Annotated in this window: 26 protein-coding genes; 25 read left to right on the top strand and 1 reads right to left on the bottom strand. The window is 36.1% G+C overall.

The window, feature by feature from the left end; all coding sequences use genetic code 11:
* Positions 1 to 18: 18 nt before the first annotated feature.
* The 24 genes from IM793_RS03425 (at position 19) to IM793_RS03310 (ending at position 24,207) form a co-directional block, all read left to right on the top strand.
* Positions 19 to 990 (top strand): glycosyltransferase family 2 protein, encoded by a 972-nt coding sequence (locus IM793_RS03425; protein WP_193419752.1) that lies wholly within the window; start codon positions 19 to 21, stop codon positions 988 to 990.
* On the top strand, positions 991 to 1,947 hold the full coding sequence (locus tag IM793_RS03420) for a hypothetical protein (RefSeq protein ID WP_193419751.1): 957 nt from the start codon (positions 991 to 993) through the stop codon (positions 1,945 to 1,947).
* Between the two features lie 2 nt (positions 1,948 to 1,949).
* Positions 1,950 to 2,369, top strand: a complete 420-nt coding sequence (locus IM793_RS03415; RefSeq protein ID WP_193419750.1) for a hypothetical protein — start codon at positions 1,950 to 1,952, stop codon at positions 2,367 to 2,369.
* Entirely contained in the window at positions 2,369 to 3,121 is a 753-nt protein-coding gene (locus IM793_RS03410; RefSeq protein ID WP_193419749.1) for a class I SAM-dependent methyltransferase, read from the top strand. Before IM793_RS03415 ends, IM793_RS03410 begins: the two co-directional genes overlap by 1 nt.
* 3 nt (positions 3,122 to 3,124) lie before the next feature.
* Positions 3,125 to 4,243, top strand: coding sequence for a DegT/DnrJ/EryC1/StrS aminotransferase family protein (locus IM793_RS03405; RefSeq protein ID WP_193419748.1), 1,119 nt, complete (start codon positions 3,125 to 3,127; stop codon positions 4,241 to 4,243).
* Positions 4,227 to 5,429, top strand: a complete 1,203-nt coding sequence (locus tag IM793_RS03400; protein WP_193419747.1) for a glycosyltransferase — start codon at positions 4,227 to 4,229, stop codon at positions 5,427 to 5,429. The genes IM793_RS03405 and IM793_RS03400 overlap by 17 nt, the downstream gene beginning before the upstream one ends.
* Before the next feature lie 72 nt (positions 5,430 to 5,501).
* On the top strand, positions 5,502 to 6,572 hold the full coding sequence (locus tag IM793_RS03395; RefSeq protein WP_370629759.1) for a hypothetical protein: 1,071 nt from the start codon (positions 5,502 to 5,504) through the stop codon (positions 6,570 to 6,572).
* A 39-nt stretch (positions 6,573 to 6,611) separates the two neighbouring features.
* Positions 6,612 to 7,607, top strand: a complete 996-nt coding sequence (locus IM793_RS03390; RefSeq protein ID WP_193419745.1) for a class I SAM-dependent methyltransferase — start codon at positions 6,612 to 6,614, stop codon at positions 7,605 to 7,607.
* Between the two features lie 89 nt (positions 7,608 to 7,696).
* Positions 7,697 to 8,932, top strand: coding sequence for a glycosyltransferase family 4 protein (locus IM793_RS03385; protein WP_193419744.1), 1,236 nt, complete (start codon positions 7,697 to 7,699; stop codon positions 8,930 to 8,932).
* Between the two features lie 36 nt (positions 8,933 to 8,968).
* Positions 8,969 to 9,904, top strand: coding sequence for a glycosyltransferase family 2 protein (locus IM793_RS03380; RefSeq protein ID WP_193419743.1), 936 nt, complete (start codon positions 8,969 to 8,971; stop codon positions 9,902 to 9,904).
* Entirely contained in the window at positions 9,901 to 10,893 is a 993-nt protein-coding gene (locus tag IM793_RS03375) for a glycosyltransferase family 2 protein (protein WP_193419742.1), read from the top strand. The genes IM793_RS03380 and IM793_RS03375 overlap by 4 nt, the downstream gene beginning before the upstream one ends.
* The gene (locus IM793_RS03370; RefSeq protein ID WP_193419741.1) at positions 10,890 to 11,837 is read left to right on the top strand and encodes a hypothetical protein; all 948 of its coding nucleotides are present in this window, start codon (positions 10,890 to 10,892) and stop codon (positions 11,835 to 11,837) included. Before IM793_RS03375 ends, IM793_RS03370 begins: the two co-directional genes overlap by 4 nt.
* A complete protein-coding gene (locus IM793_RS03365) occupies positions 11,834 to 12,997 on the top strand; it encodes a glycosyltransferase (RefSeq protein ID WP_193419740.1) in 1,164 nt (387 codons plus the stop codon). Before IM793_RS03370 ends, IM793_RS03365 begins: the two co-directional genes overlap by 4 nt.
* Positions 12,998 to 13,056: 59 nt before the next feature.
* The gene (locus IM793_RS03360) at positions 13,057 to 14,037 is read left to right on the top strand and encodes a glycosyltransferase (protein ID WP_193419739.1); all 981 of its coding nucleotides are present in this window, start codon (positions 13,057 to 13,059) and stop codon (positions 14,035 to 14,037) included.
* Positions 14,034 to 15,047, top strand: a complete 1,014-nt coding sequence (locus tag IM793_RS03355) for a glycosyltransferase family 4 protein (RefSeq protein WP_193419738.1) — start codon at positions 14,034 to 14,036, stop codon at positions 15,045 to 15,047. The genes IM793_RS03360 and IM793_RS03355 overlap by 4 nt, the downstream gene beginning before the upstream one ends.
* A gap of 1 nt (position 15,048) precedes the next feature.
* Positions 15,049 to 15,564 (top strand): FkbM family methyltransferase, encoded by a 516-nt coding sequence (locus IM793_RS03350; RefSeq protein WP_193419737.1) that lies wholly within the window; start codon positions 15,049 to 15,051, stop codon positions 15,562 to 15,564.
* Positions 15,565 to 15,824: 260 nt separating this feature from the next.
* Positions 15,825 to 16,991: a hypothetical protein gene (locus IM793_RS03345; RefSeq protein WP_193419736.1), complete on the top strand. Its 1,167-nt coding sequence runs from the start codon at positions 15,825 to 15,827 to the stop codon at positions 16,989 to 16,991.
* Positions 16,981 to 18,273 (top strand): glycosyltransferase, encoded by a 1,293-nt coding sequence (locus tag IM793_RS03340; RefSeq protein ID WP_227256124.1) that lies wholly within the window; start codon positions 16,981 to 16,983, stop codon positions 18,271 to 18,273. The genes IM793_RS03345 and IM793_RS03340 overlap by 11 nt, the downstream gene beginning before the upstream one ends.
* Before the next feature lie 682 nt (positions 18,274 to 18,955).
* On the top strand, positions 18,956 to 20,368 hold the full coding sequence (locus IM793_RS03335; protein ID WP_193419735.1) for an exosortase Y-associated Wzy-like protein: 1,413 nt from the start codon (positions 18,956 to 18,958) through the stop codon (positions 20,366 to 20,368).
* A 9-nt stretch (positions 20,369 to 20,377) separates the two neighbouring features.
* Positions 20,378 to 21,598 (top strand): XrtY-associated glycosyltransferase XYAG1, encoded by a 1,221-nt coding sequence (locus IM793_RS03330; protein ID WP_193419734.1) that lies wholly within the window; start codon positions 20,378 to 20,380, stop codon positions 21,596 to 21,598.
* Positions 21,599 to 21,605: 7 nt separating this feature from the next.
* Positions 21,606 to 22,469 (top strand): glycosyltransferase family 2 protein, encoded by an 864-nt coding sequence (locus tag IM793_RS03325; protein ID WP_193419733.1) that lies wholly within the window; start codon positions 21,606 to 21,608, stop codon positions 22,467 to 22,469.
* A gap of 7 nt (positions 22,470 to 22,476) precedes the next feature.
* Positions 22,477 to 23,055: an exosortase Y gene (gene xrtY, locus IM793_RS03320; RefSeq protein ID WP_193419732.1), complete on the top strand. Its 579-nt coding sequence runs from the start codon at positions 22,477 to 22,479 to the stop codon at positions 23,053 to 23,055.
* Positions 23,056 to 23,067: 12 nt separating this feature from the next.
* A complete protein-coding gene (locus tag IM793_RS03315; RefSeq protein ID WP_193419731.1) occupies positions 23,068 to 23,619 on the top strand; it encodes a WcaF family extracellular polysaccharide biosynthesis acetyltransferase in 552 nt (183 codons plus the stop codon).
* A 216-nt stretch (positions 23,620 to 23,835) separates the two neighbouring features.
* Positions 23,836 to 24,207: a hypothetical protein gene (locus IM793_RS03310; RefSeq protein WP_193419730.1), complete on the top strand. Its 372-nt coding sequence runs from the start codon at positions 23,836 to 23,838 to the stop codon at positions 24,205 to 24,207.
* 260 nt (positions 24,208 to 24,467) lie between these two features.
* Here the strand turns inward: IM793_RS03310 and IM793_RS03305 are convergent, their stop codons facing one another.
* The gene (locus IM793_RS03305; protein WP_193419729.1) at positions 24,468 to 25,547 is read right to left on the bottom strand and encodes an ATP-binding protein; all 1,080 of its coding nucleotides are present in this window, start codon (positions 25,545 to 25,547) and stop codon (positions 24,468 to 24,470) included.
* 94 nt (positions 25,548 to 25,641) lie between these two features.
* Between IM793_RS03305 and pepE the strand changes: the two genes are divergently transcribed.
* Positions 25,642 to 26,337 carry a dipeptidase PepE gene (gene pepE, locus IM793_RS03300; RefSeq protein WP_193419728.1) on the top strand — a complete coding sequence of 232 codons (696 nt, stop codon included), beginning with the start codon at positions 25,642 to 25,644 and terminating at the stop codon, positions 26,335 to 26,337.
* Positions 26,338 to 26,388: the final 51 nt, after the last annotated feature.

The following is a 26,388-nucleotide window of genomic DNA, read 5'->3' as shown; positions in this document are numbered from 1 at the left end:
ATTTACACAAATTAAAAAATGAAAACTGTTTCAGTTATTATTCCGACCTATAACAGAGATTTTTTCATAAAATTAACCCTGGAAAGCTTTGTAACACAAAACTATCCTAATATGCTCGAAATTATTGTAATTGATAATAACTCAACAGACAATACATTAGCGGTAGTAAAAGAATTGTCTGAAAAATACCCAATAATAAAGTATTTCGAGGAACCAAGGCAAGGTGTTCATTATGCACGCAATTCTGCAATAAAATACGCAAAAGGTGAAGTATTATATTATACAGATGACGACATGATTGCGGAACCTGATTTGTTAACGAACCTGGTCCAAACTTTCGAACTGAACGATAAAATTGCAGTAGTAAGTGGGCGGGTACTGCCAAAATGGGATATTCATCCTCCAGACTGGGTATTAAAATACTGCTTAAATGCTCACTTGAGCCTAAATCTAGATGAAACTCCGTTAATCATTTCCGATCAAATGATTAATATTTTTAGCTGTCATGAAGCAATTTTAAAAGAAGCAATAATAAAGGCCGGGGGCTTTAACCCAGAAAATACCAAAGGCGAATGGATAGGAGATGGAGAAACAGGGCTATCCATAAAGATTCTTGATCTGGGTTATCTGCAGGCCTACAATGGTTTATCTGTCATTAACCATATTATTCCAAAAAGCAGGATGACGCAAAGTTATTTAAATAAAAGATTTGCAAACCAGGCCAATTGCGACAGTTTTACAATTTACAGGGCTGCCAATGGGTTGAATAATTCAAAACTGTTCGCCAACATTCTTAATAATTTTATTGCTGTTTTATATAAATCCTTAGCTACACCTTGGCACTTCATAAGAGCCAAAGATAATTGGAGAATTACAATGGCCCAGGCTTTTTATCACAGCAACCGCATTGCTTACGACATCAAGTTGATGACCAGACATCGTATGAGAGATCTTGTATTGAGAGATAACTGGATTGAACAAACCAACTAAATGAAAGATAGCATAATGCGAAAGTCCATTACGTTTTTTATGTTGGTAACCAACCGGGACTGCATGTTTGGAGATTATGGTGTTAAAAGTTTTAAAAAAATATACGACAGGCTTAATCATTCTGAAAAACAACATTTTAAATTATTCATTTATTTGAATGCCCTCACCCCAGAAAATCTTAATGAATATGCAGTAAAATGGGCAGCATATCCTTATGTTCAGATCTTTGACAATACAGAAAAAATAAGGACTAAAAATTTTGTTGCTGGTGAAACGATTTCTTCTCCTGAAGGAATTGATCGTGTGAGGGATGATATTAACGAAAATTATGATGAACTCTGGACCTCAGAACTTCCCAAATTTAACACAGATTACATTGCAACTGTTGATGCAGATTTTGAAGTATTAGACGCAGAATTTTACTTTCATCTGCTGCTCGCTTTGCAAAATCCGGATTGTTTATTCGCCAGTACCTGTTACAATGAAACTGCATTTTGTTTCGATAGTTATTCTAGTAGAAACATGCATTTGTACGAACGAAACCATACCTGGTTTTGTATTTATAAAAAGGAAGCATTTGAGCTATCCAAAAGATCTCACTTTTATTACGAAGAAATCCGTGATGGCGAGGTACACGCATTTGATTCCGCCGCATATTTTCAAAATGAATTAAGAAAAATACCAGGCAAAAAATTTTACCACCTCCCCAATAAATACCAGGCAAATTTTATTCATTACGGGGCCGGGTCAAAAAACATATCTATAAATAAGTCTAACATTTCCTTTTACCGTAAGTTAATGATCACTTGCAAAATTGGTCCGATACGTAAATGGACAAACATAAAAGTTGTTAATCTACTTAATAGAATTGCGCGAAAATTGATCTCAAAAATCTTCAAAAAAAAGATCAATTCATTAAGTACTGAAAGAAGTAAATTTATTTTTAATCAAGCTTAACTATGATAGAAAGCATTACCATAAATGGACTGTTACTCGCACTAATCATAAGGTCAAATTTTCATAAAGAAGGGATAACTTTCTTCACCCCAGAAGACTATTCGCAACAGTTGGGGTACATGAACCGGCCTAAAGGTTATATTATACCCCCGCATGTGCACAAGCTTGTAGAACGAAAAGTAACCCTTACACAGGAAGTGCTATACGTTAAAGCAGGTAAAGTACGTGTAGATTTTTACAATGATGACCAGGTTTATGTCGAGAGCAGGACGGTGGAAACGGGAGATGTAATTTTACTTGCTGCAGGTGGGCACGGCTTTGAAATGTTAGAGTCATCAGAGCTCATAGAAATTAAACAAGGTCCGTACTGCGGCGACGAAGACAAAGTGCATTTCGACCCCATTCTTAAAAATATCAAATAATGATCGAAAACTTTAAACTTTACAGTCAGTATTATAACCTACTGTATTATGATAAAGATTATCCTGCGGAAGCAGCTTATATAATCGAGCTCATTCAAGAATACTTCCCTAATGCCCAAAATATTATTGAATTAGGATGTGGCACAGGAAAACATGCATCAGTCTTTGCAGAAAATGGGTTTTCAGTATTGGGAATCGAACTCAGTGAAGATATGCTCAACATTGCAAGACAAAATGAAAATACCAGACTGAGGTTCCAAAAAGCTAACATCTCTAATTTTAAAGTCGATCAGAAGTTTGAAATTGCACTATCGCTTTTTCATGTAATTAGCTATCTAACTGACAATTCAAGTTTGATCAGAACTTTTCAACTTGTTCATGAGTCACTCTGTGATGGCGGACTGTTTATTTTCGATGTTTGGCATACACCAGCAGTTGTATCCCAGGTACCAGAAGAGCGGATTAAAAAATTAAGCAATGATCAGATTCAAATTATCCGAAGAGCAACACCATCTATCTTTAGTGAAGAAAATATTGTTGAAGTAAACTACGATATAGAAGTAAGTTCATTAAAAGATCAGACACAACTTTCTTTTAAGGAAATTCATCCAATGCGACATTTTTGCAAAAATGAAATCGACCTATTAGCTTACAGTACAGGCTTTGAAATTTTAAAAAGTGAAGAATTCTTAACAAAGAATGTACCCTCAAATTTGACGTGGGGAGTTGCCTATGTCCTTAAAAAAAATTAATTCATGAAACCAATTCCGGTAAATACTCCATTATTAAAAGGAAATGAGTTAAAGTACCTTTCAGAATGTATCAGTACTGGGTGGATAAGTAGTGAAGGTCCGTTCGTTGGTGCATTTGAAAAGAATTTCAGTACCTACAACAATCGTAAATATGGAATTGCGGTAAGCAATGGTTCGGCAGCATTAGATATCGCCATAAAGGCTTTGGGTATTGGTGCCGGTGATGAGGTTATTATGCCCACTTTTACAATTATTTCGCCAGCTCAATCTGTGGTTACGGCAGGTGCAATTCCAGTTTTGGTTGATAGTGATCCACTCACCTGGAATATGGATGTAACGCAAATCGAAGCCAAGATTACCGCTCGAACTAAGGCAATTTTAGTGGTGCATATTTATGGTCTTCCGGTTGATATGGATCCAGTATTAGCTTTAGCAAAAAAATACAAACTTAAAATAATTGAAGATGCGGCCGAAATGCACGGGCAAACCTATAACAGTAAAATGTGTGGTAGTTTTGGCGATATCAGTATTTTTAGCTTTTATCCAAATAAACATATTACGACCGGTGAAGGGGGTATGTTGCTAACTGATGACGAACATCTTGCCACCAGATGCAAAAAATTGCGCAATCTTTGCTTTGAACCAGATGAGCCAAGATTCGTCCATAATGAATTGGGTTGGAATTACCGGATGACCAATATGCAGGCTGCAGTTGGTTTAGCACAATTGGAACAACTAGAAGAATTTATCAGCATCAAGCGCAATATGGGGTCAAACTATCATAGCGCCCTTTCTTATTTGAAACAGAAAGGATACCAGCTACCACTTACCAGTACATCATATGCAGAAAATATTTATTGGGTTTTCGGAATAGTAGCACCAACTGAAAGTGAAAAAGAAGATTTGATTGATTACTTAACAAAACATAAAATTGGCACCAGGCCATTTTTCTGGTGTATGCATGAACAACCTGTATTTAAAAAAATGGGCTTATTTAAGAATGAAAAATATCCGGTGGCGGAGAAATTGGCCAGAAATGGTTTTTATCTACCCAGCGGATTAGGTTTAACGACTGATGAGCTTACAGCAATAACAACCTGCATCCATGAAAAAATTGTTTAAAATAGGTATCTGGCATTACCATGGCGGAAGCTATGCAAATGGTGGTGCATTTGCATATACGGAAGCATTGCAAGAAATCCTAACCAAAACCTCGTTTTCAGGTACAGAAATTGTTCCTGTTGGATACAATATTGATCAAATCTTTAAATCCGGGTCAAATGCATTGTCGCTCACCCCTATTTACAGAACCAGATGGCCGAAACTACTCAACTCCATATGTATCCGGCTACCATTTTTCGGAATTAAATTAAGCAATAGGATCAAAAAAAAATACAATAACAAGTTAATTGACAATTTAAAGCATGCTGGAATTGAAGTAATTTACTACATCAATCCGGGAATTGAGATTGACAATTTTCCGCACATATCAACCCTTTGGGATCTTGGCCATATTTCTATGTTTGCTTTCCCTGAAGTAAGTATGCACGGAAAGCTGGAGAGCAGAATCGAAAATCTAAACCGGGATATCAATAAAGCACTAATTATTTGTGCAGAATCTGAGTCGGGAAAAAAAGAACTGATCCGGTATTGCCCAGTTAATCCCAACAGAATTCACGTGATACCGATGATTCCAGGCCTGATTGTAAAAGATCAGATTGCGACCGAGCAGGTAGATATCTTAGCGAATGACAAGTTTTTCATTTACCCTGCCAGGTATTGGCCACATAAAAACCATTACAATCTGCTACTTGCCTTCCAACAATTTATATTTTATTTTCCAAAAGTAAAACTTGTATTTACAGGAGCAAATCAAAATAATATTGATTACATTAATAGTGTCATCCAAAGCTTAGGCCTCGAAAAAAATGTTATCCAACTCGGTGTGGTCAGCCTGCCGCAACTGAAATGGTTATACAAAAATGCCATTTCACTGGTAATGCCAACTTTTCTTGGGCCAACCAATATGCCACTACTTGAAGCCTACTACCTGGGCTGTAAAGTAATTTGTAGCCGATTAGACGGACATGTTGAACAACTAGGCGAAGCAGCCCGATATTTTGATCCGTTAAATCCGAACGAAATTTTTGTTCAAATGAAAAGCCTCTACGAAGAGTCAATTGGAGATCAAAAAAAGGCTGTCGAAATCTCCTATAACGAAACAGTAACAATTGCTGCTCTAAATTCTCTTTTTATAAAGGTAAAACATATCAAAAGAACCTGGGGTGCCGTAGACGAAATTTCATAATTTTTGGAAAAAAGGATTTTTTTTATTTCAAGTTCACTTTATCCGGTAAATAATGCCGCAGGCGGAAGTATTGTGCTATACCGGCATTTGAAACGATTTGAACAGGAAGGTTATCAGGTTACCTTTATTAATTGTAGCCCGGTTAATAAGGGAAACACCAGCTTCAGGCAAATTAACCTTGAAAAGAAATTCTGGTACCCGCCCTTAAGAAAAGCGACTCCGTTTTTAACCAGCATGAGAACGCGGTTACAAGCAAGATCTCTGTCCAAAGCGCTTCATTTTACCAAAGGCGATATTTTAATCGGATTATTAGAAGACTATGTAAGTTACCTGGTCTATTTACTTGCGGAACAAGCTAATATCCCATTTTATCTCTTTTTTCACGATGATAATATTTTCAACCGATATTTTAAAGAGAACATTCTCACTAGAAAACAAATCAACAGAATAATTGAAAATTGCAGGCATTTTTTTGTGGTTTCAGAACCGATGGAAGAGATGCTCTCTCTTCATGGTGGGAAAAATGTATCTGTTGTTTATCCAATACCTGATGGTGCCTTTATAGCTCATAGTAAAAGAATAAAATCCGAAAAATTCAATTTTGCCATTTCAGGCATGCTATTACCCTATTTTTTTGAAAAAACAGTCGAAAAAATTAATGAAGCAGTCGAAGAAACCCATACAAACATCATTCTGATAGGATCTTTTAATCAGGATTACAAAAATTCTTTACAGAATGCGAGCAAAATTTCTTTCTACAAAAAATTTGAAGAACTCTATGATCTGTTCAACTTCATGGTAGAAGAAGCGGATGTAATCATTGTTTTTTATTCTTCAGATACAAATGAAGAAATCAGATCGAGATACAGCTTTCCAAGTAGATTTGTCGAATTCTGTCATTTAGGTATACCAGTACTTATAATAGCTCCCCAATCTGCAGCAATAGGCAAATGGGCCGTTAAAAATTCTTGGTTAAGCTATGTTGATAATGAAACAAAAACAGATTTGGTAAGTATCATAAATAAACTCAAAAATCCGGATTTCAGATCAGCATGTGTTAAACAATGTCGATATTTTGCTGAAATGGATTTTAACCCGGTAAAGATCCATAACAGGCTAAAATTATTAATAGAAAATAACTGAGCCCATTGAGCAGTAAATTAAAGCCAATACACAATTAAAATGACTACCGATGTTTTCAAATCTTTAACCCCGCTTTTTGAGCAAAAGTCCAATCTGGATTCGATAAAAGATTTTCATGAAAAGGTTAACCTTACCTTCCATAATATTGAAGCAAAATATTATGATAAGATCCATGCTGAAATGTGGATTAATCTTCCCGAACAGATTGACCGCATTATTAATCATCTTTATGCCTGGCTAGATAAGCAAAAAATACAAAAAATTAAAGTTTTGGATCTGGGTTGCGGAACAGGTTTGGCCGCTCAGCTTTTAATAGATTCATTAGTTGGAAGAAAAATAGCTTCCATGTTTCTTTTAGATCCCTCACATGCTATGTTAGAGAGAGCAAAAAAACGCTCATTGAAATGGAATATACCTATAAATTCGAGATGTGGATATATTGAAGATGTAGACGAAAAATTCGATCTCATTATTACTTCTTCCGTTTTGCATCATATTCCAGATATTCCACAATTCATCTCGTACATAGAAAACAGGTTAAATGCAAATGGTGTCTTTATAAGCCTGCATGATCCTCTTGCAGAAGCAATCGACTCCGAAACATACCAAAACAGAACAGCACGCCTTACTCAAACTAAGAGGGCTAATTTTCAAAACAGGACGCTTAAGCAAAGGATTACTGGAAAAATTATACGCATACTAAAGGGGAATATTAAACTAGAAGCCTATATCGCAGAGGTAAATCAAGAACTGATACACTTAAATGTTATCAATACCCACCTTACTCCGGCAGAAATATGGAGTATTACAGATATCCATGTAGAAGGGCTACCCTATTCTGCCAACAATGGCATTTCTTTAAAAAACCTGGAGGAATCGGTAAATGACCTTTCCCTGGCATATTTTAATACCTATTGTTTTTTTGGCACGCTAAAATCTGACCTACCAGAAGAGTATAAGGTGGAGGAAAATAACTTGACTTTAACCGATGATAAATTCGGCAGAAATTTTAACAGCATGTGGATCAGGAAATAAAAAATTTAAATATTCTCTTTATCCTACCTGAATATTACCCTCATTCAGGAGGAGGAATTTCGACATATTATCTGCAACACATTGATTTTATGAGAGCTCATGTTGCAAAAATAAAAGTTGTGGTAGGTAGTGCTTATACCCAATCATTAGATCGCTTTCTGCATCATGATATAGAAGTCGAATACCTCAAACCAGACCTTTTCCATAAATACCTCGACAGGTTCAAAAAATTCGATTTCATACCACAATATAAGAAAGCAATTGCCTCTGCGTGGGCCATGTGGGAACAGGTTAACGCAGGTGAAGGGTTTGATCTGGTAGAATGTACCGATTTTGGACTGGGCTTCATTCCCTGGCTAATTTACCACAATATCCCCGTTGTAACCCGTTTGCATGGAAGTTCGGGTCAAATTGAATTACATGAACGGGAACTTCAGGAAATTTTATTTGGAGACCAGTGTAGACAGACAGAACTTTCCTTGCTGGAAAAATCAGATGCGCTAGTTACTCATAGTCAGTCTAATTATACATTTTGGCAAGATATTTTTCCTCATAAACAGATTAATCTTATCTCACCGTTATTTAAAACGAACGCTACCCCTGCTAAATTTATTCAAAAGGAAAATTTTGCTATCGTATGCAGCCGAATCCAGGAATGGAAGGGACCAGATATTTTATGCCGGGCAGTTAAAACAATAGCTAAACCATTGTTAATCAAATGGTATGGACGCAACACCATGTTTAATGAGGATTTATCCAAATCAGATCAACTTCTTGAAAAATTCCATGAAGTGTGGAACCGAACAATAGTACCTCAGGGGCAAGTTTCTCACCATCAATTGGAAGATATTCAAAAAACAGCAAAATTTGCCATCATTCCATCCACATGGGACATGTACAATTTCACCTGCTTAGAATATATGGGCGTTGGCACGCCAGTAATTTGTTCAGATGGCGCAGGTGTTTCATCACTCATTAAAAACGGAATAAATGGCTTTAAATATGCTTCCAATGATCATATTGCACTTGCCTCATGTATAGAAGCAGTTAACAACATGGATCAAATTGCTTATGAAAAGATGACAAGCGAAGCATTAAAAACGGTTAAAAGCCTGATGCATACCAATATTATTAATGACAACATTAACTTAATGGTTCAGGTTATTCAAAAATTTGAAGTGATTGCTCCCAATCTATTTAACCAGGTATTGTATCTTCCATCAGATAAAAAATACGCCATTGATATCGTTCTAAACCAACAGCCATTGAATAAGCTTTTAAAATATATTACCAAAAGATTGAAGAATAAAATTTTGGGCGGATAGACGGATGAAAAACTTAGTTTACAACCATTTGTATCAATGAAATCCTTAGCGCTTTGTATACCTGCCTACAATGCGGCCTGGTGTTTACCAAGATTGTTAACATCGGCCCAAAACCAATATATAAAGTTTGATGAAATTTTGGTATATAATGACTGTAGTTCAGACAATACCCATGAGATAGCCCTAAAATATGGTGCAGTTGTTATCGACGGTGATGTGAACCGCGGTTGCTCTTTCGGAAAAAATAGGCTTGCAGAAATGGTAAAATCCGAGTGGATCCATTTTCACGATGCAGACGATGAATTACTTCCAAATTTTACGAGCCTGGCCCACAAATGGATGGATAGGGAAGAATGTCCGGAAGTGGTTCTTTTCAATTATGAATATCGGGACCATATCACCAATGAATTCATCAGTTTAAGAAAATTCGATAAACATAAGCTCGAAACCGATCCAATTAAATATGCAATTGCAGAACAGATCAATCCTTTTTGCGGTCTTTATAATAAAACAGCATTTTTAAATGCGGGCGGTTATGATTTAGATCCAAAAGTATTGTACAATGAAGATTGCGCGTTGCATATCTCTCTCGCCCTTCATCACCTCCGCTTTTCTAGTGAAGATGAAATAAGTATTATTAATTACAGAATAAATAATTCAATGTCTCAAAGCAATAAGGAAAAATGTTTTCTTGCACAGTTTTATTTAATGGAAAAAACAGCTTTGAATGCGCCTTCAATTTATAATCATGAGATTGCCGTAAGATTTGGAGAGATTGCGACCAATCTTGCTTCAATAAATAATTGGGAGAAAACAAAGGCTTCCTTATTATTTGCAAAAAAATTAGGCTTAAATTCTATAAGTGCAAACAACAATATTCTGTTTAATGTAGTTAGCAAATTTAGTCCTTTCGCCGCCTTTTGGATCAGGGAAAAAATGATTAGGTTATTAAAACCCAGGTTGAGAAGATGAAAAAACCATTGGTTTCGATTATTATTCCTGCTTATAATGCAGCAAAACATATCGCAGAAACTATACAATCGGCAATTAGCCAAAGCTGGGCTAACAAAGAAGTTATTGTAATTGATGATGGCTCGACAGATGAAACGCTCGACATCATAAAATCATTCGATAACCAGGTGATAAAGGTTTTTCAGCAAGCCAACAAAGGTGCTGCCGCCACTAGAAACAAGGGTCTATTAGAAGCAAATGGGGATTTTATACAATTTTTAGATGCAGACGACATTCTTTCAACAGATAAAATAGAAAAACAGGTTTTAGCCATTGCAAACCATACTAATACCTTGGCTGTCTGCAGCACCATTCATTTCGATGAACACCAGGCACATGCTTTATTTACACCTTCTCTCTACGAAGAGGAATTTCTGAAAACAAGTGATGAGCCTGTTAAGTTTCTAATCAAACTTTGGGGGGGATTTGATGGAAAAGGATCGATGATCCAACCGAATGCATGGCTGATACCTATGCCGCTGATCAGAAAATCAGGACTATGGAACGAAGAGCTAAGCTTAGATGACGATGGCGAATTCTTTGCAAGAATTATTTTGAATTCAACAAAAATTGTAAAAGTAAGCGACGTCTTCAATTACTATCGAAAATATAAGAAAGAAGGAAACTTGTCTAGTCAAAAGACCTATAAAGATCTATCAAGTCTTTTGGCATCAATCTTATCTAAAAAAAAAGAACTTTTATCAAAAGAGGATTCATTAGCAGCCCGTTTTGCGATTTACCGCCTTCTATATGATGTGGCCGTCAGAAGCTACCCCCAGTTTAAAGATATTTCAAAAAAAGCAATACACGAATTGCCATTGATAACTCCCTTAACCTATAAATTAGATTTTGGCAGAAAGGTTTTAAGCAAGCTGGCTTCTGTTTTAGGATGGAAATCCATCCGTTTAATACAATATAGTTATCAAAACTTGGCGAATAGAATAAGATGATAAAGAAAGCAGTGGTAACAATTGCGGTTGGAAGAATTTATTATCTTCAGCTAGCAAAAAACCTAATAAAATCTTTCCTTATTTGGAATGGAGAATCGGCAATCAAGTTGCTAGTGCTAACGGATAATACTACATATTTTGAAGAGTTCAGTAACAACCCAAAGGTTATTGTCAAATTACTGGCATTGGAAGAATCTCAAAAATCATTTACTTCAAAATTCTTATTAATTGACCATATTGTTGCTGAGGAAAATCTTTTTATAGATTGTGATTGTCTGATCTATAAACCTTTAGATTCTATTTTCGATACCATGTCTGCCTATGATTTTACAGCGATTGGCGAGGAACAAACGTCTGGTGATTTTTTTTGCAACATAAAGGAGATGATTAATAAATTCAACGTTATTGCCATGCCGGTTTTTGTAGGATCTGTTTACTACTTTAAGAACAATCACATTAGCAAATCGGTTTTTGCAAAAGCATTGGAGCTCAAGGAGAGATATGATGAACTAGATTTTATTCGGCTTAGAGGAAAGGAGAACGAAGAGCCTCTATTTGCACTATCAATGGCTTTATATAATCAACACCCTATTCCAGATAATGAAACTATAAAAGCTGATAGAATGTTCTACAACACCTCTAATACCAATGTTTTAAAAGGAAAAACTAAACTGAAAAGAGTAAATCAGGCTGATCAATCGACGATAGTGTGTGAACCCGCAATAGTGCATTTTAATGATAGTTATAGCGAAAGTGCAAATTATTTGATGGAAGAAGCACGATTAAAAATTGCAGGCAGGAACAGCACTTTAGCTGAGATTGACATTATGTTTAGGTATTACTTTAAAGAAAGGACAACCTCGATATTCAAATTTGTATTTAGGCCTATTTATCATTTCCTTCTTGGACCTTCAAAGGTTCATAGCAATAAAAGAGTCCAATGAAAATATTTCTTTCGTTTTTACAATCTAACACCAAACATCCTATAGCTGCTTATAGCTTTTGGGAACACTACATCAAAAATGGCATTGAAGAGGCAAAATGTAACTGGACAGAGTGTAAGGAAGTAGATTGGGCAAGAGGTTTAATACCGCAATCAAAAAATCAGCTGGATGAATGGAAGAGTTTTACCTGGGAGAAAACTGTAAAATTTATTAAACAAAATAAACCCGACTTATTTTTAAGCTATTTATATCCCGAACAAATAGACATACAGGCAATTTCCGAAATAAAAAAAATGGGTATTCCTTGTGTTAACTTCTTTTGCGATAACATCAGGATGTTTAAACAGGCACCAAAAGAGTATGCAATATTTGATTTAAATTGGGTACCTGAATACATGGCAACAACGCTTTATCAAAATGCAGGATACCCATATATTAATCTCCCAATGCCAATGTGGGTCGATTATCAATACCGTGGGCAACCTGTTATAGAAAAAAAAGAAATTTCATTTATAGGTTCAAAAGATGTTCAAAGACATTTATTGTTCGAAAAACTATTAAAGGAATATCCAAATCTTGATTTGAATATACGTGGTACAAGCTGGCTGGAGCAGAATGACAACGCTAAAAAACTATATAACCCGATCTGGAAAAAAGTAAAAAATCAAATTGATTTTATTTCCAGATTCGGGATTAAGTCCTATTTAAACAAAATTAAAGATGGCAGAATTAATCAGGTATCCTCGAGTGCAATTAAAAGCAAGCTAAAAGCAAAGCCAGATTTTAATGACTACATTAAAATAACGCGGGAAAGCCTGATCACCCTTGGCATAAATCGTTACCAAAGCTTTGATTATCCAATCAATAATCCAAATACTTATTCTCGGTTAAGAGATATTGAAGCTCCCATGTATGGTGCATGTTATTTAACCGAATTAGCACCAGGCTTAGATCAAATTTATGAAATCGGAAAAGACATCGAAGTATTTTCAAATCATACAGAACTTTACGAAAAAATTAAAGAACTAGAGCGGGACACAAAAAAGAGAAAAATGATAAGAGTAAACGGCCAGGAGAAGGCTTTGCATACCTTATCCATACCAAATTCAATAGCAAAAATAAACAGTTATTTCAGATCAAATCAATACCACACCAAATGATCTGGCTTAACCATTTAGTAGAGTAATTGCTAAAATTTCAGAAAATAAATCACTTTAAATTGAAAGGTAGGCTCATCATATACTTTAAAAAACAACATCTAAAAGATCGATGGTTTTGGGGAGACCGTTATCTGCGGTCGTTAGTTCATTTTTTCAGAAAAAAAAACATCAGCAGTTTAGAGCGCGTTTTCATAAATCTTTGCAAAGCACTTGAAGCAAAAAAAATATCATTCGTTAAAAACCTACCCTTTGACAAAATTAAAGATGAAGATAAAATTGTCGTACTTGGAATAGGAAAAAATGTATTAAGAGGTTATAATAAAAAAAACAAGATTATAGCTGGAATAGGTTTAATGACTCATCCAAATGAGTGGCCAACTTTATTCGAGGATTATCCAATAGCTACATATCTGCAGCATTCTACATGGACAGCAAGAATATATAATAAATGGTACGGAGAAAATACCTGTACAATATGGCCAGTTGGCATTAATACTTATTATTGGCAAGTCAAAAAAACATCTGCCAGAAAAGACATTTTAGTTTATGTTAAATTTTTATGGAATAAGGAAAGGAATGCAACCGAAATTTTAAAACCAATTCTTAACATTCTTGACAACCATCAAGTAAATTATAAATTGATAATTTATGGATCTTACACCATTAAGGAATACAAAAAAATATTAAAGAGCAGTATTGGGATGATCTTCCTTTGCGAGCATGAAAGTCAGGGACTTGCATATCAGGAAGCAATGGCTATGGATGTTCCTATATTTGCCTGGGATCAAGGATTTTGGTTAGATACCAATCGTTTTACCTGGAAAGAAAAAGAACCTGTACCCGCTAGTTCTGTTCCTTATTTTGATGAAACTTGTGGAGAAAAATTTAAGGACTTAGAAGAATTCAATACTAAACTACCAAAATTTATAGAATTCTCAATAAAGGGAAAATATGAACCTAGAGATTACATATTGAAAAACCTATCATTGGAAAAAAGCGCTGAAAGAATACTAGCGATTTTTAACGAAGCTTACGGATGAAGATTTTATTAATCATGGATCCAGGCATCCCTATTCCACCACCCCAATATGGTGGCCATGAACGTTTGGTTTATATGTTTGCAGAAGAATATACCCGTTTAGGTCATGAGGTGAGCTTATTGGCGGGACCTGAATCTCATATCTCCGGACAGGTGTATCCTTTCGGAAAAAACAACCTGAAAAGGTCAAAATGGCAAAAAGCAAAAGAGCTATTATTGGTCTGGAAGTTTTTATTAATAAAAAAAAGAGATTTCGACCTCATCCATAATTTTGGCCGTTTAGCCTATCTTATCCCGATACTAAACAGCCATGTAAAAAAGGTAATGATCTATGGAAGACCGGTGGCACAGAAAGGAATAAAAGCCGTTACCGCCTGTCCGCATAAGAACCTAATTTTTACCGCATGCAGCGACTACTGCGTTTCAACGGGTAACGTATCGGGCCGTTGGGAAACTGTTTATAATGCTATCGATTTTTCAAAGTATGATCCGGCCGATCAGGTGAAGCCCGATGCCCCATTAATGTTTTTGGGAAGAATGGATCAGATAAAAGGCTTGCATACCGCCATAGAAGTCGCACTTGAAACGGGAAACAGGCTTTTAATTGGCGGGAACATTCCTGATACCGCTGACAATTTGAGCTACTTTAAAGAGCAAATCGAACCAGAATTTGATGGTAAGCAGATTATTTATCTTGGTCCGCTAGACGACAGGCAGAAAAGTCATTATCTGAGCCAGGCTAAAGCTTTGCTATTCCCAATAGAGTGGGATGAACCTTTTGGCATGGTGATGGTCGAGGCCATGGCATGCGGCACGCCTGTAATTGGATTTAAAAGAGGTTCAGTACCAGAGGTAATCACTGAAGGCAAAAATGGATTTATTGTCGAAAACAAAGAAGCTATGATCCGGGCCCTTCAAAAAATTATAACAATTGACCGGGCTGCCTGCAGGGCATTTGCCTTTAGCAAATTCGATGTCTCAATCATTGCTAAACACTATCTCAATCTATAAGATGTTTAAAAAACTTATATCCAAATTGATACCTGCTAAATTTGTCCAAAAGTTAAGGGATGATTTAGGTGTGCCGTCGCAACGGAAAAGTTTAGAGGCACTCAAAAAGCTGGGGTTTTCTCCCGATTATGTACTCGACATCGGTGCCTACGAAGGTAACCGGGCGATAGAATTTAATCAAATATTTCCCGAGTCAAAAATCATGATGATTGAAGGCCAGCGACAAAAACAAGAAATATTATTACAAAAGAAAAAACTGCTACCAAATTCAGAAGTCAAAATTGCATTGTTAGGTGCTGAAAATAAGACGGTCGACTTTAATATCTATGATACGGCCAGTTCGATTTATAAAGAAGATAACGAAACGGGAGCTTTGATTGAAGAAATGGAGCTACAACTCTTAGATGATATCTTATTAACCACTGCTTTTTGCAAACCAGATTTCATCAAGATAGATACTCAGGGGTTTGAACTTGAAATATTAAAAGGTGCGGCAAAAACCCTCCAATCTGCCTAGGCCGTTCTGTTAGAAATATCATTCCTCAATATTTATAAAGGGGCACCTTTAGCTTCCGAAGTGATTGCATTTATGGAAAAAAACAGTTTCGTAGTTTATGACATTTGTTCTTTGATGAGGCGTCCCTATGATCGTGCATTATTTCAATCAGACTTTCTCTTTTTACAGAAGGATTTTAACCTGAGATCATCAACGAGGTGGGACTAAGGGGGAAAATAGTACTTGTTACATCAGGTCAGCCCTCACTAAATCCGCGTTTGGTGAAAGAAGCAGACAGCTTATTTGAAGCAGGGTACGATGTTACGGTTGTATATCTATATTGGAACAATTGGGGAACTGATTTAGATAAACAATTGCTAGCGGAAAAAAAATGGAAGCCAATTCAGGTTGGCGGCAATCCAGAAAATAACAAATGGATATATTTGCTAAGCAGAGCAAGACATAAACTTGCCAATATACTGGTCTCTAAATTTGGTCATCGTTTTAACGTAGCTGAACATGGTATCGCAAGAGGCAGCCAAAATCTTATACGTAAAGCCAAAAGCTTGAAAGCAGATTTATATATAGCACATAATTTAGGTGCATTGCCTGCAGCTGTTTTAGCCGCTAAAACTCATCAGGTTAAATGTGGATTTGATGCAGAGGATTTCCACAGGCAAGAAGTTACCAACGATTACAACTCAAGAGATTTTAAGCTTAAAAAAAATATTGAGGACAAATACCTGCCCAAGATAGATTACTTAACTACTGCCAGTCCTTTAATTAGTGAAACTTATAAAAAACTATACCCAACAATCAATCCAATAACGATTCTGAACGTTTTTCCATCTGAAAGAAAAACCTTAAAAAAGACGAAAGAAAGACTCAAATTATTTTGGTTCTCTCAAAATATTGGAAAAAACAGAGGGTTAGAAGATGTAATAAATTCTTTAGCCTATCAGGAAAATATAGAATTGCACTTACTTGGCTATAGCACGGCATCAATCAGGGAGTATTTCAAGAAACTGGCAGAACAAAGTTCTTTCCGACCTGAAAATATCTATTACTATTCCCCCATTCCTTCAACCGAAATTATAAAATTTGCTTCTCAATTTGATATCGGTTTGGCTACAGAAACAGGCTTCCCGTTAAATCGGGATATCTGCTTAACAAACAAAATCTTTACTTATATACAAGCGGGCCAGGCTATAATTGCATCTGATACGTCTGCACAAAAAAAATTCCTTAAAAGCTATTCCGAAATGGGCTTCATTTATAATAAGTCTAAGGTTTGTCAGCTAACCAGTATTATTAAGAATTATCTATCAAATCCAGAGTTACTGGAAGAGCACCAGGCAAAAGCTTTAAAATATGCCCGGAGTAAATTAAACTGGGAACACGAAGAAAAAAAATTCCTTAAAAATATTATAGATACAATTGGCAAATAAAAAGCTTTTAATTATTTCTCCTTACTTCCCTCCTTCTAATGCTGCAGACATGCAACGCATAAGAATGAGTTTGCCATATTTTCAGAAGTATGGCTGGGAACCAGAAGTGGTTGTGGTTGAAGAAACCTATAATGATATGATTAACGATTCTCTGCTTTTGACTTCTATTCCAAAAGAAATAAAAGTGCATAAAATAAAGGCCTTTTCAAAAAAATGGACCAGCAAATTTGGATTAGGAAGCATTGCTTTACGGTCATTATATTTTTATAGAAGGAAAGTCAACAAACTTTTAAAGGACAACCATTTTGATTTAATCTACTTTTCAACAACTCAATTTCCCGTGTGCATTTTAGGCGCATTTTGGAAGAAAAAGTTCGGCATTCCTTATGTTATTGATATTCAAGACCCCTGGCATTCTGAGTACTATCAGGATAAGCCAAAGTCTCAACATCCAAAAAAACATTGGTTCTCTTATCGGTTAAATAAATATTTAGAACCTATAGCCATGCGAAATGTAGATGGCTTAATCGGTGTATCTGAAGCATACATTAATACATTAAAAACCAGATATCCTAATTTAGTGCACAAACCCTGCAGCATTATAACATTTGGCGCGCATGAACCAGATTTTGACATTGCAGAACAAAATTCATGTTTATCTGAGTCTGTTTACAATACGGATAATGGAAAAATTAATCTGGTTTATGTTGGCCGCGGCGGCTTTGATATGCAACAATCAGTAAGTCTATTATTAAAAATTTTTAAAAAAGGAATAGATCAGGATGTTGATGCATTTAAAAACGTCCATTTTCATTTTATTGGAACCAGTTATGCACCAAATGGAAGTGGTATTCCAACACTTATGCCAATTGCAAACCGCCTGGGTCTTGCAAACTATGTTTCTGAATATACAGATCGAATTGGTTTTTATCAAAGTATAAATCACTTACTCCGCGCTGATGGTTTAATTGTTGCCGGATCAAATGATCCCGCTTATACGGCTTCTAAGCTTTACCCTTACATTTTGGCAAAAAAAAACTTATTGGCGATTCTACACCCTAAAAGCAGCGCTGCTAAAATAATTGAAGAATGTAATGCTGGCTTTTTAACCACTTTGGAGAGTGATATAGATCAGGCGTTTGTTGTGTTTAAATTGTATTTTAATAATGTAAAACTGAAGGCTCTCCCATTAACCAATTGGCAAGAGTTTGTGAAATATAGGTCAGATTATCTGACAAAAAAACAAATTGACCTTTTTAACAGCATAATATCGAATAACTAACTTGATAAAACTAGCCATCATTACTACCCACCCCATCCAAATATTACGCTCCGGTTTTTAAACTCCTGGAAAAAACACACAGTTAAAAGCATTAATACCTGAACAATGGTTAAATAAAACCAAGGTTTTGGTCAACAAATTGAATGGAATATATCTTTGTTAAATGGCCATGATTATCAGTTTCTAGAAAATATTTCAAAAGCACCTGAAAACCATCATTTTAACGATATCATCAACCCAAGCATTCTTGATGCAGTGCAAAATTTTCAACCAGACGCTATCTTAATTTATGGCTGGTCTTCGAAAAGCTATTTAATAGCGCTGAGTTTTTTCAAAGGAAAAATACCATTTATTTAAGGGGAAATTTTCAGGCCTGTGATTTATTCTGTTACCTTCGCAAAGGCCAGCAGAAACATGGGTTTTAGCCGTAAATGAGGCCATTGCAGCAGATAAAGCAGCTTTGGTTTCGAAAAAAGTTGGCTACGGTATAGATCTTGTTAATCAGCCGTTAAGGGAAAAGTGTTTAAATCAAATGATCTGCAAGATCTCATGCAAAAATTAGGAAAACTGACAGAAAGTAAAGAAAAATTAACAAAAATGGGAATCCAATTCCAATATATTATTCAAATTGGTCATTCGAAAAACGAGTTAGAGCAATTATAGAAACTATTTGATAATAATAATGCAAAATAGCAATCCCACCAGACTTATTCTAACATTGTACCTTCCTGTTTTGGTTTCATATTCATTAATCAATAGTCCAATCATATCTTATTTTGTGGCCTGGTTTGGCTCACTTTTTATCTTCTATACCACCATATTATCTCCGGTAGCCATTATTAACCAGGATTTGCCCATCCACAAGCAAATTATGCGCCCCTTATTCCTCACGCAGCTCGTATTTGCAGGTTTTATGTGTACTACATCTATATTTTATTTTATGGATCATTTGGGTTACAGGTATTTAACGGAGATTAGTTATGGCGCACAATTTAAAGAAAATGAACAAACAGCAATCATCGCCAGTTGCCAGCGAATTAGTTTATTGGCTCATGCGGCATTGGTTACGGGCATGCTTTTAGTCCAAAAGCAGCATATCATGATTAAAAGTATAAAAACCTTTGAAGATGATGATTTTTTAATCTGGCTCAGCATTATTGTTTTTGGAATTGGTTCATTAGCACAAAGTTTTTCAGGCCTTAGCCAGATCGCTTTACCACTTACTTTGGTCGGAATCTCTTGTGCAGCAGTTTTATTTGTTAAAGGTTTCAACATCAAAAACATTAAATACCTGGGTATAGGCGCCACAATTTTCTTTCTTAACTTTTTACACGCCTCATTATCTGGCTATAAGGAACCAATTATTATCAATATTATTGTAATTGCTTGTGTATTCTTTCCCTATTACAAGAAGTTAATCCTTTATCTGGCTATTCCTGTGGCTTATGTATTGCTTTACTTCTTGCCTACCTATAATAATACCGTTCGGCAAAGCTGGAGTGGTGAGGTTAGCGCAGAAGAAGCACAGAGCGAGGCTTTCGAAAATCTGAGTACCAGAAATAAAGAAAAAATTGAAGAAACGAACTGGGGCTTTCTTACCAGAAGGTTAAGCGAAATAGAAATGTTCACACAATTTGTCGATTATGTTCCCAGCCATCATCCTTATTATGATTGGGAAATAGTAGAACATTCTTTGGAAGGACTCATCCCCAGAATTTTTTGGTCAGAGAAACCCAATATGGAAACCGTTTCGATGCAACGGGTTTACGATGCGGGGGTGGCACATCAAACGTCGACAGTTTCCGCTAAAACCCGGCCTGTTGTTGATGCTTATTTAAGCTTTGGTATCTCTGGAGTTTTCTTTTTTATGTTGTTATACGGAATGCTGGTACAACACCTATCAGATAAAGCTGAGGAGATATTTGGTGGTTACGAACTAGGTTGCGTAATTATGTTTAACAGTATTTTTCAGGGACTTTGGCGGGGAAATAACTTCGAATTCATGTTCAATAATATTTTCTGGGGTTATGTAATAATGTGGTTACTATTTTATCTACTCAGAACGATAAAGGTGTTAAACCCTAAATTTGACTAATTTTAACAAATGAAAATTATCCATATTACCGCCTCCTATAAACCCGCTTATGTATACGGTGGCCCCATACAAAGTGTAGCGAAGTTATGTGAGGCGTTAACAGTCTTTAGCGACAGGCGGTTAGCGGTTGGGGAAGATAAGACAACCCTACATGACCTAAAGGTATTAACTACAACTGCCAATGGAACTGAAGAATTACAGGTAAATACTGATACACCTATTTTAATTGATAACGTAGCAGTAAGCTATTTTAAACGCTGGACAAAAGATCACAGTCACTTTTCTCCTCAACTGTTACTTAAATTGAGGAAAGAAATCCTTCAAAGTCAAAACTCCAAACTCATTATCCACATCCATTCCTGGTGGAATTTAGTTTCGGTTTTGAGCTGTTTAGTTGCCAAATGGTATAAAATACCTGTAGTTTTGTCTCCCAGGGGAATGCTTACCACCTATACGTTTGGTAACCGGAATTCATTTTTTAAGAGATGCATTCATAAAGTAATGGGCAATCAGTTATTAAAATATTGCCATATCCATGCTACGAGCAATCAGGAAAAAAGAGACGTATCAGCAATTGTAACGCCAAAAAGCATCAGGATAGTCTCTAACCTGGTTAAGTTACCGTCAAAAGAATTAACTATTGAAAACGAAATATCAGACAATAAAAATCAAAAAAACTTTTTTAAAATCATTTTTCTTTCACGCATCGAAGAAAAGAAAGGCCTCGAATTATTGTTTGAGGCTTTATCCCTAATTAATTTCCCATGGCAGTTAACCATTGGTGGTACTGGGAATGATGATTATACGCGAAGTTTAAAAGAAAAAGCTGAAAAACTGAAACTTAGCGATCGGATTATTTGGCTTGGACTGGTGAGTAATGAGAACAAGTTTAATTTAATGGCAGAGCATGATTTAACTGCGCTCACCTCTTACAACGAAAATTTCGCTAACGTAATTGTTGAAAGTTTAGGTGTAGGCACCCCTGTATTGATCAGTAAATTTGTTGGCCTGGCTGATTATGTTGCAGATAAAAACCTGGGATGGATTACGGGGCTAGATATCGAAGAGATTAAAACCGGGATAATTCAGGCCTATCAGGATGTTGAAAAAAGAAAAAAAATCAGAGAAATTGCACGCTTACTAATTAATGAAGATTTTAACGATAATACTTTGGTTGAACAATACATGGAGTATTACCAGAAAATTTTAGCCCTGCCATCAGCACTTTAACGCTTACATGAACCGAAATTTTAGTTTCATTATTCTAACCTTTAATGAGCAGATTCATCTACCCAGGCTATTGGAATCCATCAAAAAACTCAACGCCAGGGTATTTATTCTGGATAGCGGCAGTACGGATGAAACCCGGAAAATTGCTAAAGACTATGGTGCTGAGGTAAAACAAAATCCTTTTATAAACCATCCCAGGCAATGGGATTTCGCCTTAAAAAATTTTAAGGTGGAAACACCCTGGACAATTGGCCTCGATGCTGATCAAACCGTTACACCGGAGCTATTTGAAATGCTAATCAACTTTAAAGATGAAGACCATTCTGATATCAATGGTATTTACTTTAACCGCAAAAACTTCTTTCAGGGAAGCTGGATCAGATTTGGTACTTTCTATCCGTTTTACCTTTTAAAAATGTTCAGGACAGGGATTGGTTTTTCTGATCTGAACGAGAACATGGATCACCGGTTTATTGTGCCGGGTAAAACCAAAATCTGGAAAAAAGGCTGGATATTGGAAGAAAATCTAAAAGAGAATGATATTGCTTTTTGGAAAGCCAAACATGAACGCTATAGTGATCTGGTGGCGCAGGAAGAGGTTGAAAGAATGTTAAAGCTACGGATGCAAAGTTTAAAGCCCAACTTACTGGGTAGTCCTGATGAAAAACGGGCATGGTTAAAACAATTATGGTGGAAACTTCCACTCGGATTGCGTCCCTATCTTTACTTTGGCTACCGGATATTTTTCAAACTTGGTATATTGGAAGGCTCTACTGGAATTAAATTTCATTATCTTCAAGGCTTCTGGTTTAGAAGACTGGTAGATAAAAAAATTAAAGTAATTCTAAAAGGTAGGCCATTAAATTTATAATACCGATATGACTCCAGAAGAAGCAAAAAAAGAAGCAAGTAAAAAGGCCATCAAATTTGTGGTTGCCCTGTTTATGTTATACATCATTTTTAGTCAGGGCAACCTGTTTATGAACAGTGTGATGATGCCAGGTTCCAGGTTTTACAACCCTTTTATCTCCGATCATTTAAATTATATACAGGGTTTAAAGTCGGCCTTGATCATACCTGCAGTATGGCTTATTAAAGCTTTTGGCTTTTATGTCATCTATAACGAAATGGATGTAATGGTTATATCGGGACCATATTTGCGGGTTAACTATTCGTGCCTGGGTTTAGGCGTAATGAGCTTTTTAGCTGCTTTTGTACTGGCATTTCCTGCACCATGGAAATCGACTTTTAAAATGCTGATAATCGGATTAATCACTATATACGTATTAAATGTGCTTCGCATTGCAGGCCTGGGCGTATTACTTGGTTTTTTTAAATCACAGCGCCATAATTTTAATTATCATCATGAAGCATTCAATATCCTTATATATATATGCATTTTTACCATATTATATCTCTGGATTAAAAAATGCAATAAACCAATCAATGCTCAATAATATTAGTAAATTTTGTTAAAAACGCAGTTACATAAAGATTTCGATACCGGAAACTTTAAAATTGGTGCCTCCGTAATCAAACAGTTTCTGTGGTATTTTACCGATATTATCTTTTTTAAGAGCCGCATGGTGCCATTCAGCTCAGTACTTGTCTCTTTTTTAAGGTTATTTGGTGCCAAAATTGGTAAAGAAGTACGTATAAAACCAGGTATCCATATTAAATATCCCTGGAAGCTGGAGCTGGGCGATTATAGTTGGCTTGCCGATTGTTATATCGATAACCTTGATCAGGTTAAAATAGGCAAAAACTGCTGTATATCTCAACAAGCAATTTTGATTACGGGTAATCATAATTACAAAGCGACCAGTTTTGATCTGATAACGGCCCCCATAATACTTGAAGACGGCGTATGGATCGGTGCATCGGCCAAGGTTTGCCCCGGGGTAATCCTGTATAGCCACTCGGTATTGACAATGGGAAGTATGGCTACTAAAAACTTGATGCCCTACACCATTTACCAGGGTAACCCGGCGGTTAAGATCAAAGAACGTATAATAGAATAAGATTTAAATTTCTATGATTACCTATCAAAGGCAGCTGTGAGCTGCCTTTGTCTTTACTTTCCCAAGACAAAAAAAATATAATGACAAATATCAATTCTTTAAAGTTCTTTACATTGTAAATTAGTTATGTGTCATTTTTTTATTGAACTTTGCAATATTCGTCGTCATAAACTATTTCAGTTGCCCAATTTTAAACTAATCAAGAACAAGTATTCCTTGTCTTCCAAGCTTATTTTACTTACTTTTCTGATCGGGATCGTAAACCTGTTCTTTTACGATTACATGAGTACACAGGAAACTATTATATTTCTATCTATCCTGTCCATGCGCTATCTTCTTTTCATCCTGATTAAACGCAGGTTTGAATTTAGCAAATATCTATTGATAATCATTATTCTAAGAAGTATCCACCGCCTTTATGTGGTAATGGGTGAGGCAGAAGTTAATCCAGTGGCCAAAATAAATCTTTTATTACAGGCTGTTATTTCTATCCTGGCTTTTGCAATCCTGTATATTATCCCAAAGCTAAAGGAGTGGATTAATGAGAGAAGAAAATATGTTTCTGCTACCCCGGTATCAAATCTGTAGCATTAGTTTTAGTTCATCAGCATCCTGACAAGCATAATTTAAGTAAAAACTGACCTGCATTTCTAAAAAAAGCCCGCGATCTGTAAGCATTGATTCATCTAAATATGCATCTGATACGACTATCTTATTTGTTTAACAGAAACTTGACTGTATCCTAAATTCATTATTACACCAATTCCAAAAATGTAACTGAAGAAGAATAGCGGTAAATGATTTAAATATGACTTATACCTGCCAAAACAGCGTTGATTTACAAAAGATTAATTCTTGATTTTCAGATAAACGGTAAATACAGACCCCTCTCCCAAATTACTATTTACAGTAATCTTTCCACCAGAAGCCGTTATAATTTCCTTAACAAGATACAGCCCAATACCTGAGCCCTCACCAGATTGCGAGATTCGTTGGTATTTTCCGAAGATATCATTTAAGTTATGTTGAGCAATTCCCATTCCGTTATCTTCTACAGCAATCACCATAAAATCCCCTTCACGATGGGTTTTAATAAGTATTTCCGGTTTTCTTTCCTTTGAACGGTATTTTATGGCATTATTGACCAGGTTATAAATTATGCTACGCAGCTTACGACGGATATATAAGATTTCAGAAAAACCAATGTCAGTTTTTATACTTCCAGACGATTCAATTATCTGCGGGGCAAGCGTGAGCCTGACATCCTCCAGAATATGCTCAAAATCGAGCAGTTCCTCCACTGCCTTATAACGATGCTCCTGCTCACGGGAATCGGTTAGCTCGTAAATGATTTGTTGCATTTTGGTCAGGCTATTTTCCACCTTTTCCAAAAGAACCGGAAAACGTTCCATACCTTTTTCTGGTAGTTTCCTCAGCATGTCGATGGTAAGGCTCAGACTGGTGAGCGGCGTTTTTATATCATGCGAAATAGTGTCCAGAAGCAGTTCATGTTCAGCAATCAGTTTTTCCTGCTCCTTTAAATCGCGTATCCGCATCGTAATTTCTACAAAAGTGATGATCACGCCATTGGTCTTCTTATCGCGCTGGACAATATAAGGCAGAATATTCATCTGATACCAACGCAGGTCTGTCGTCTGGATTTCCTTTTCCAGCACTTCCCCACAATCAATAACATGCTTAATGTTATCGATAATAGTTGGAAAACGAAAATTTTCTTTGATATCTTCAATAGGCCTTCCTACATCAGTATACTTTAAACTGAACTGGCGCATGGCCGGAGGCGTGAATTTTCTCAGTATCAAATGTGCATCGACAAAAAGCTGGGGAATAATCGTATTTCTGAAATAGTTTTCCAGCTCTTCGTTAAGTTCAATAAGTGCACTGATCCGCTCGGTTTTGTTTTGCATGCATTTAGCCTACAGGTTGAGTCTGAATCGGCACTGCAAGATAGATAATAAATTTAACGGAAAAACATTATTATTGCCTATAAAAGCACAACAAATGAATGTTATCCTCGCTTCTACTTCTACCCTATTTGGCGGCAATTACCTTGAATACCTAAAAAATGAGCTTATTACGCTTTTTACCGGAATAGATGAAATTGTTTTTATTCCATTTGCCAGGCCTGGAGGCATTTCACATGAAGAGTATACGGGCAAAGTCCGCGAATTTTTCTCCCAGCTAAATATCAGTGTTAAAGGTTTGCATGAATTTAATGATCCCATTCGCGCCATTGATGCAGCCAAAGGATTTTTTACTGGTGGAGGGAATACCTTTCTTCTGGTAAAAACGCTGCATGAGCTGGGATTGATGAAGCATCTTAGTGAAAATATCAAACTGGGCAAACCTTATTTGGGCTGTAGTGCCGGAAGCAATATTGGTGGCTTGAATATGAAAACCACCAATGACATGCCTATCGTGTACCCTGCCTCTTTTGAATGTATGGGCTTGGTTCCTTTTAACCTTAACCCTCATTATCTTGATCCAAATCCGGAGTTAAAACATAACGGAGAAACAAGGGAAACGAGGATTATGGAATTTCTAACCCAGAACGATACCAAAGTAATAGGCTTACGTGAAGGCAATTGGATCAGGATATTAAATAATAAAATAACTACTGAAGGCAGTGAAAACACAAGAATTTTTGAAGCAGGCAAAGCCCCCTATGAGTGCCCACCGGGTAGTTCCTTGTTATAATTAATTTATTGAAGAACGATACAGCGGCAGAAAAAATAAAAACTCAAATAG

Source organism: Pedobacter sp. MR2016-19 (assembly GCF_014947265.1).
Taxonomy (GTDB): Bacteria; Bacteroidota; Bacteroidia; order Sphingobacteriales; family Sphingobacteriaceae; genus Pedobacter.
Note: the sequence above shows the minus strand (reverse complement) of the source record. Positions and strands in the feature narration are given on the sequence as shown.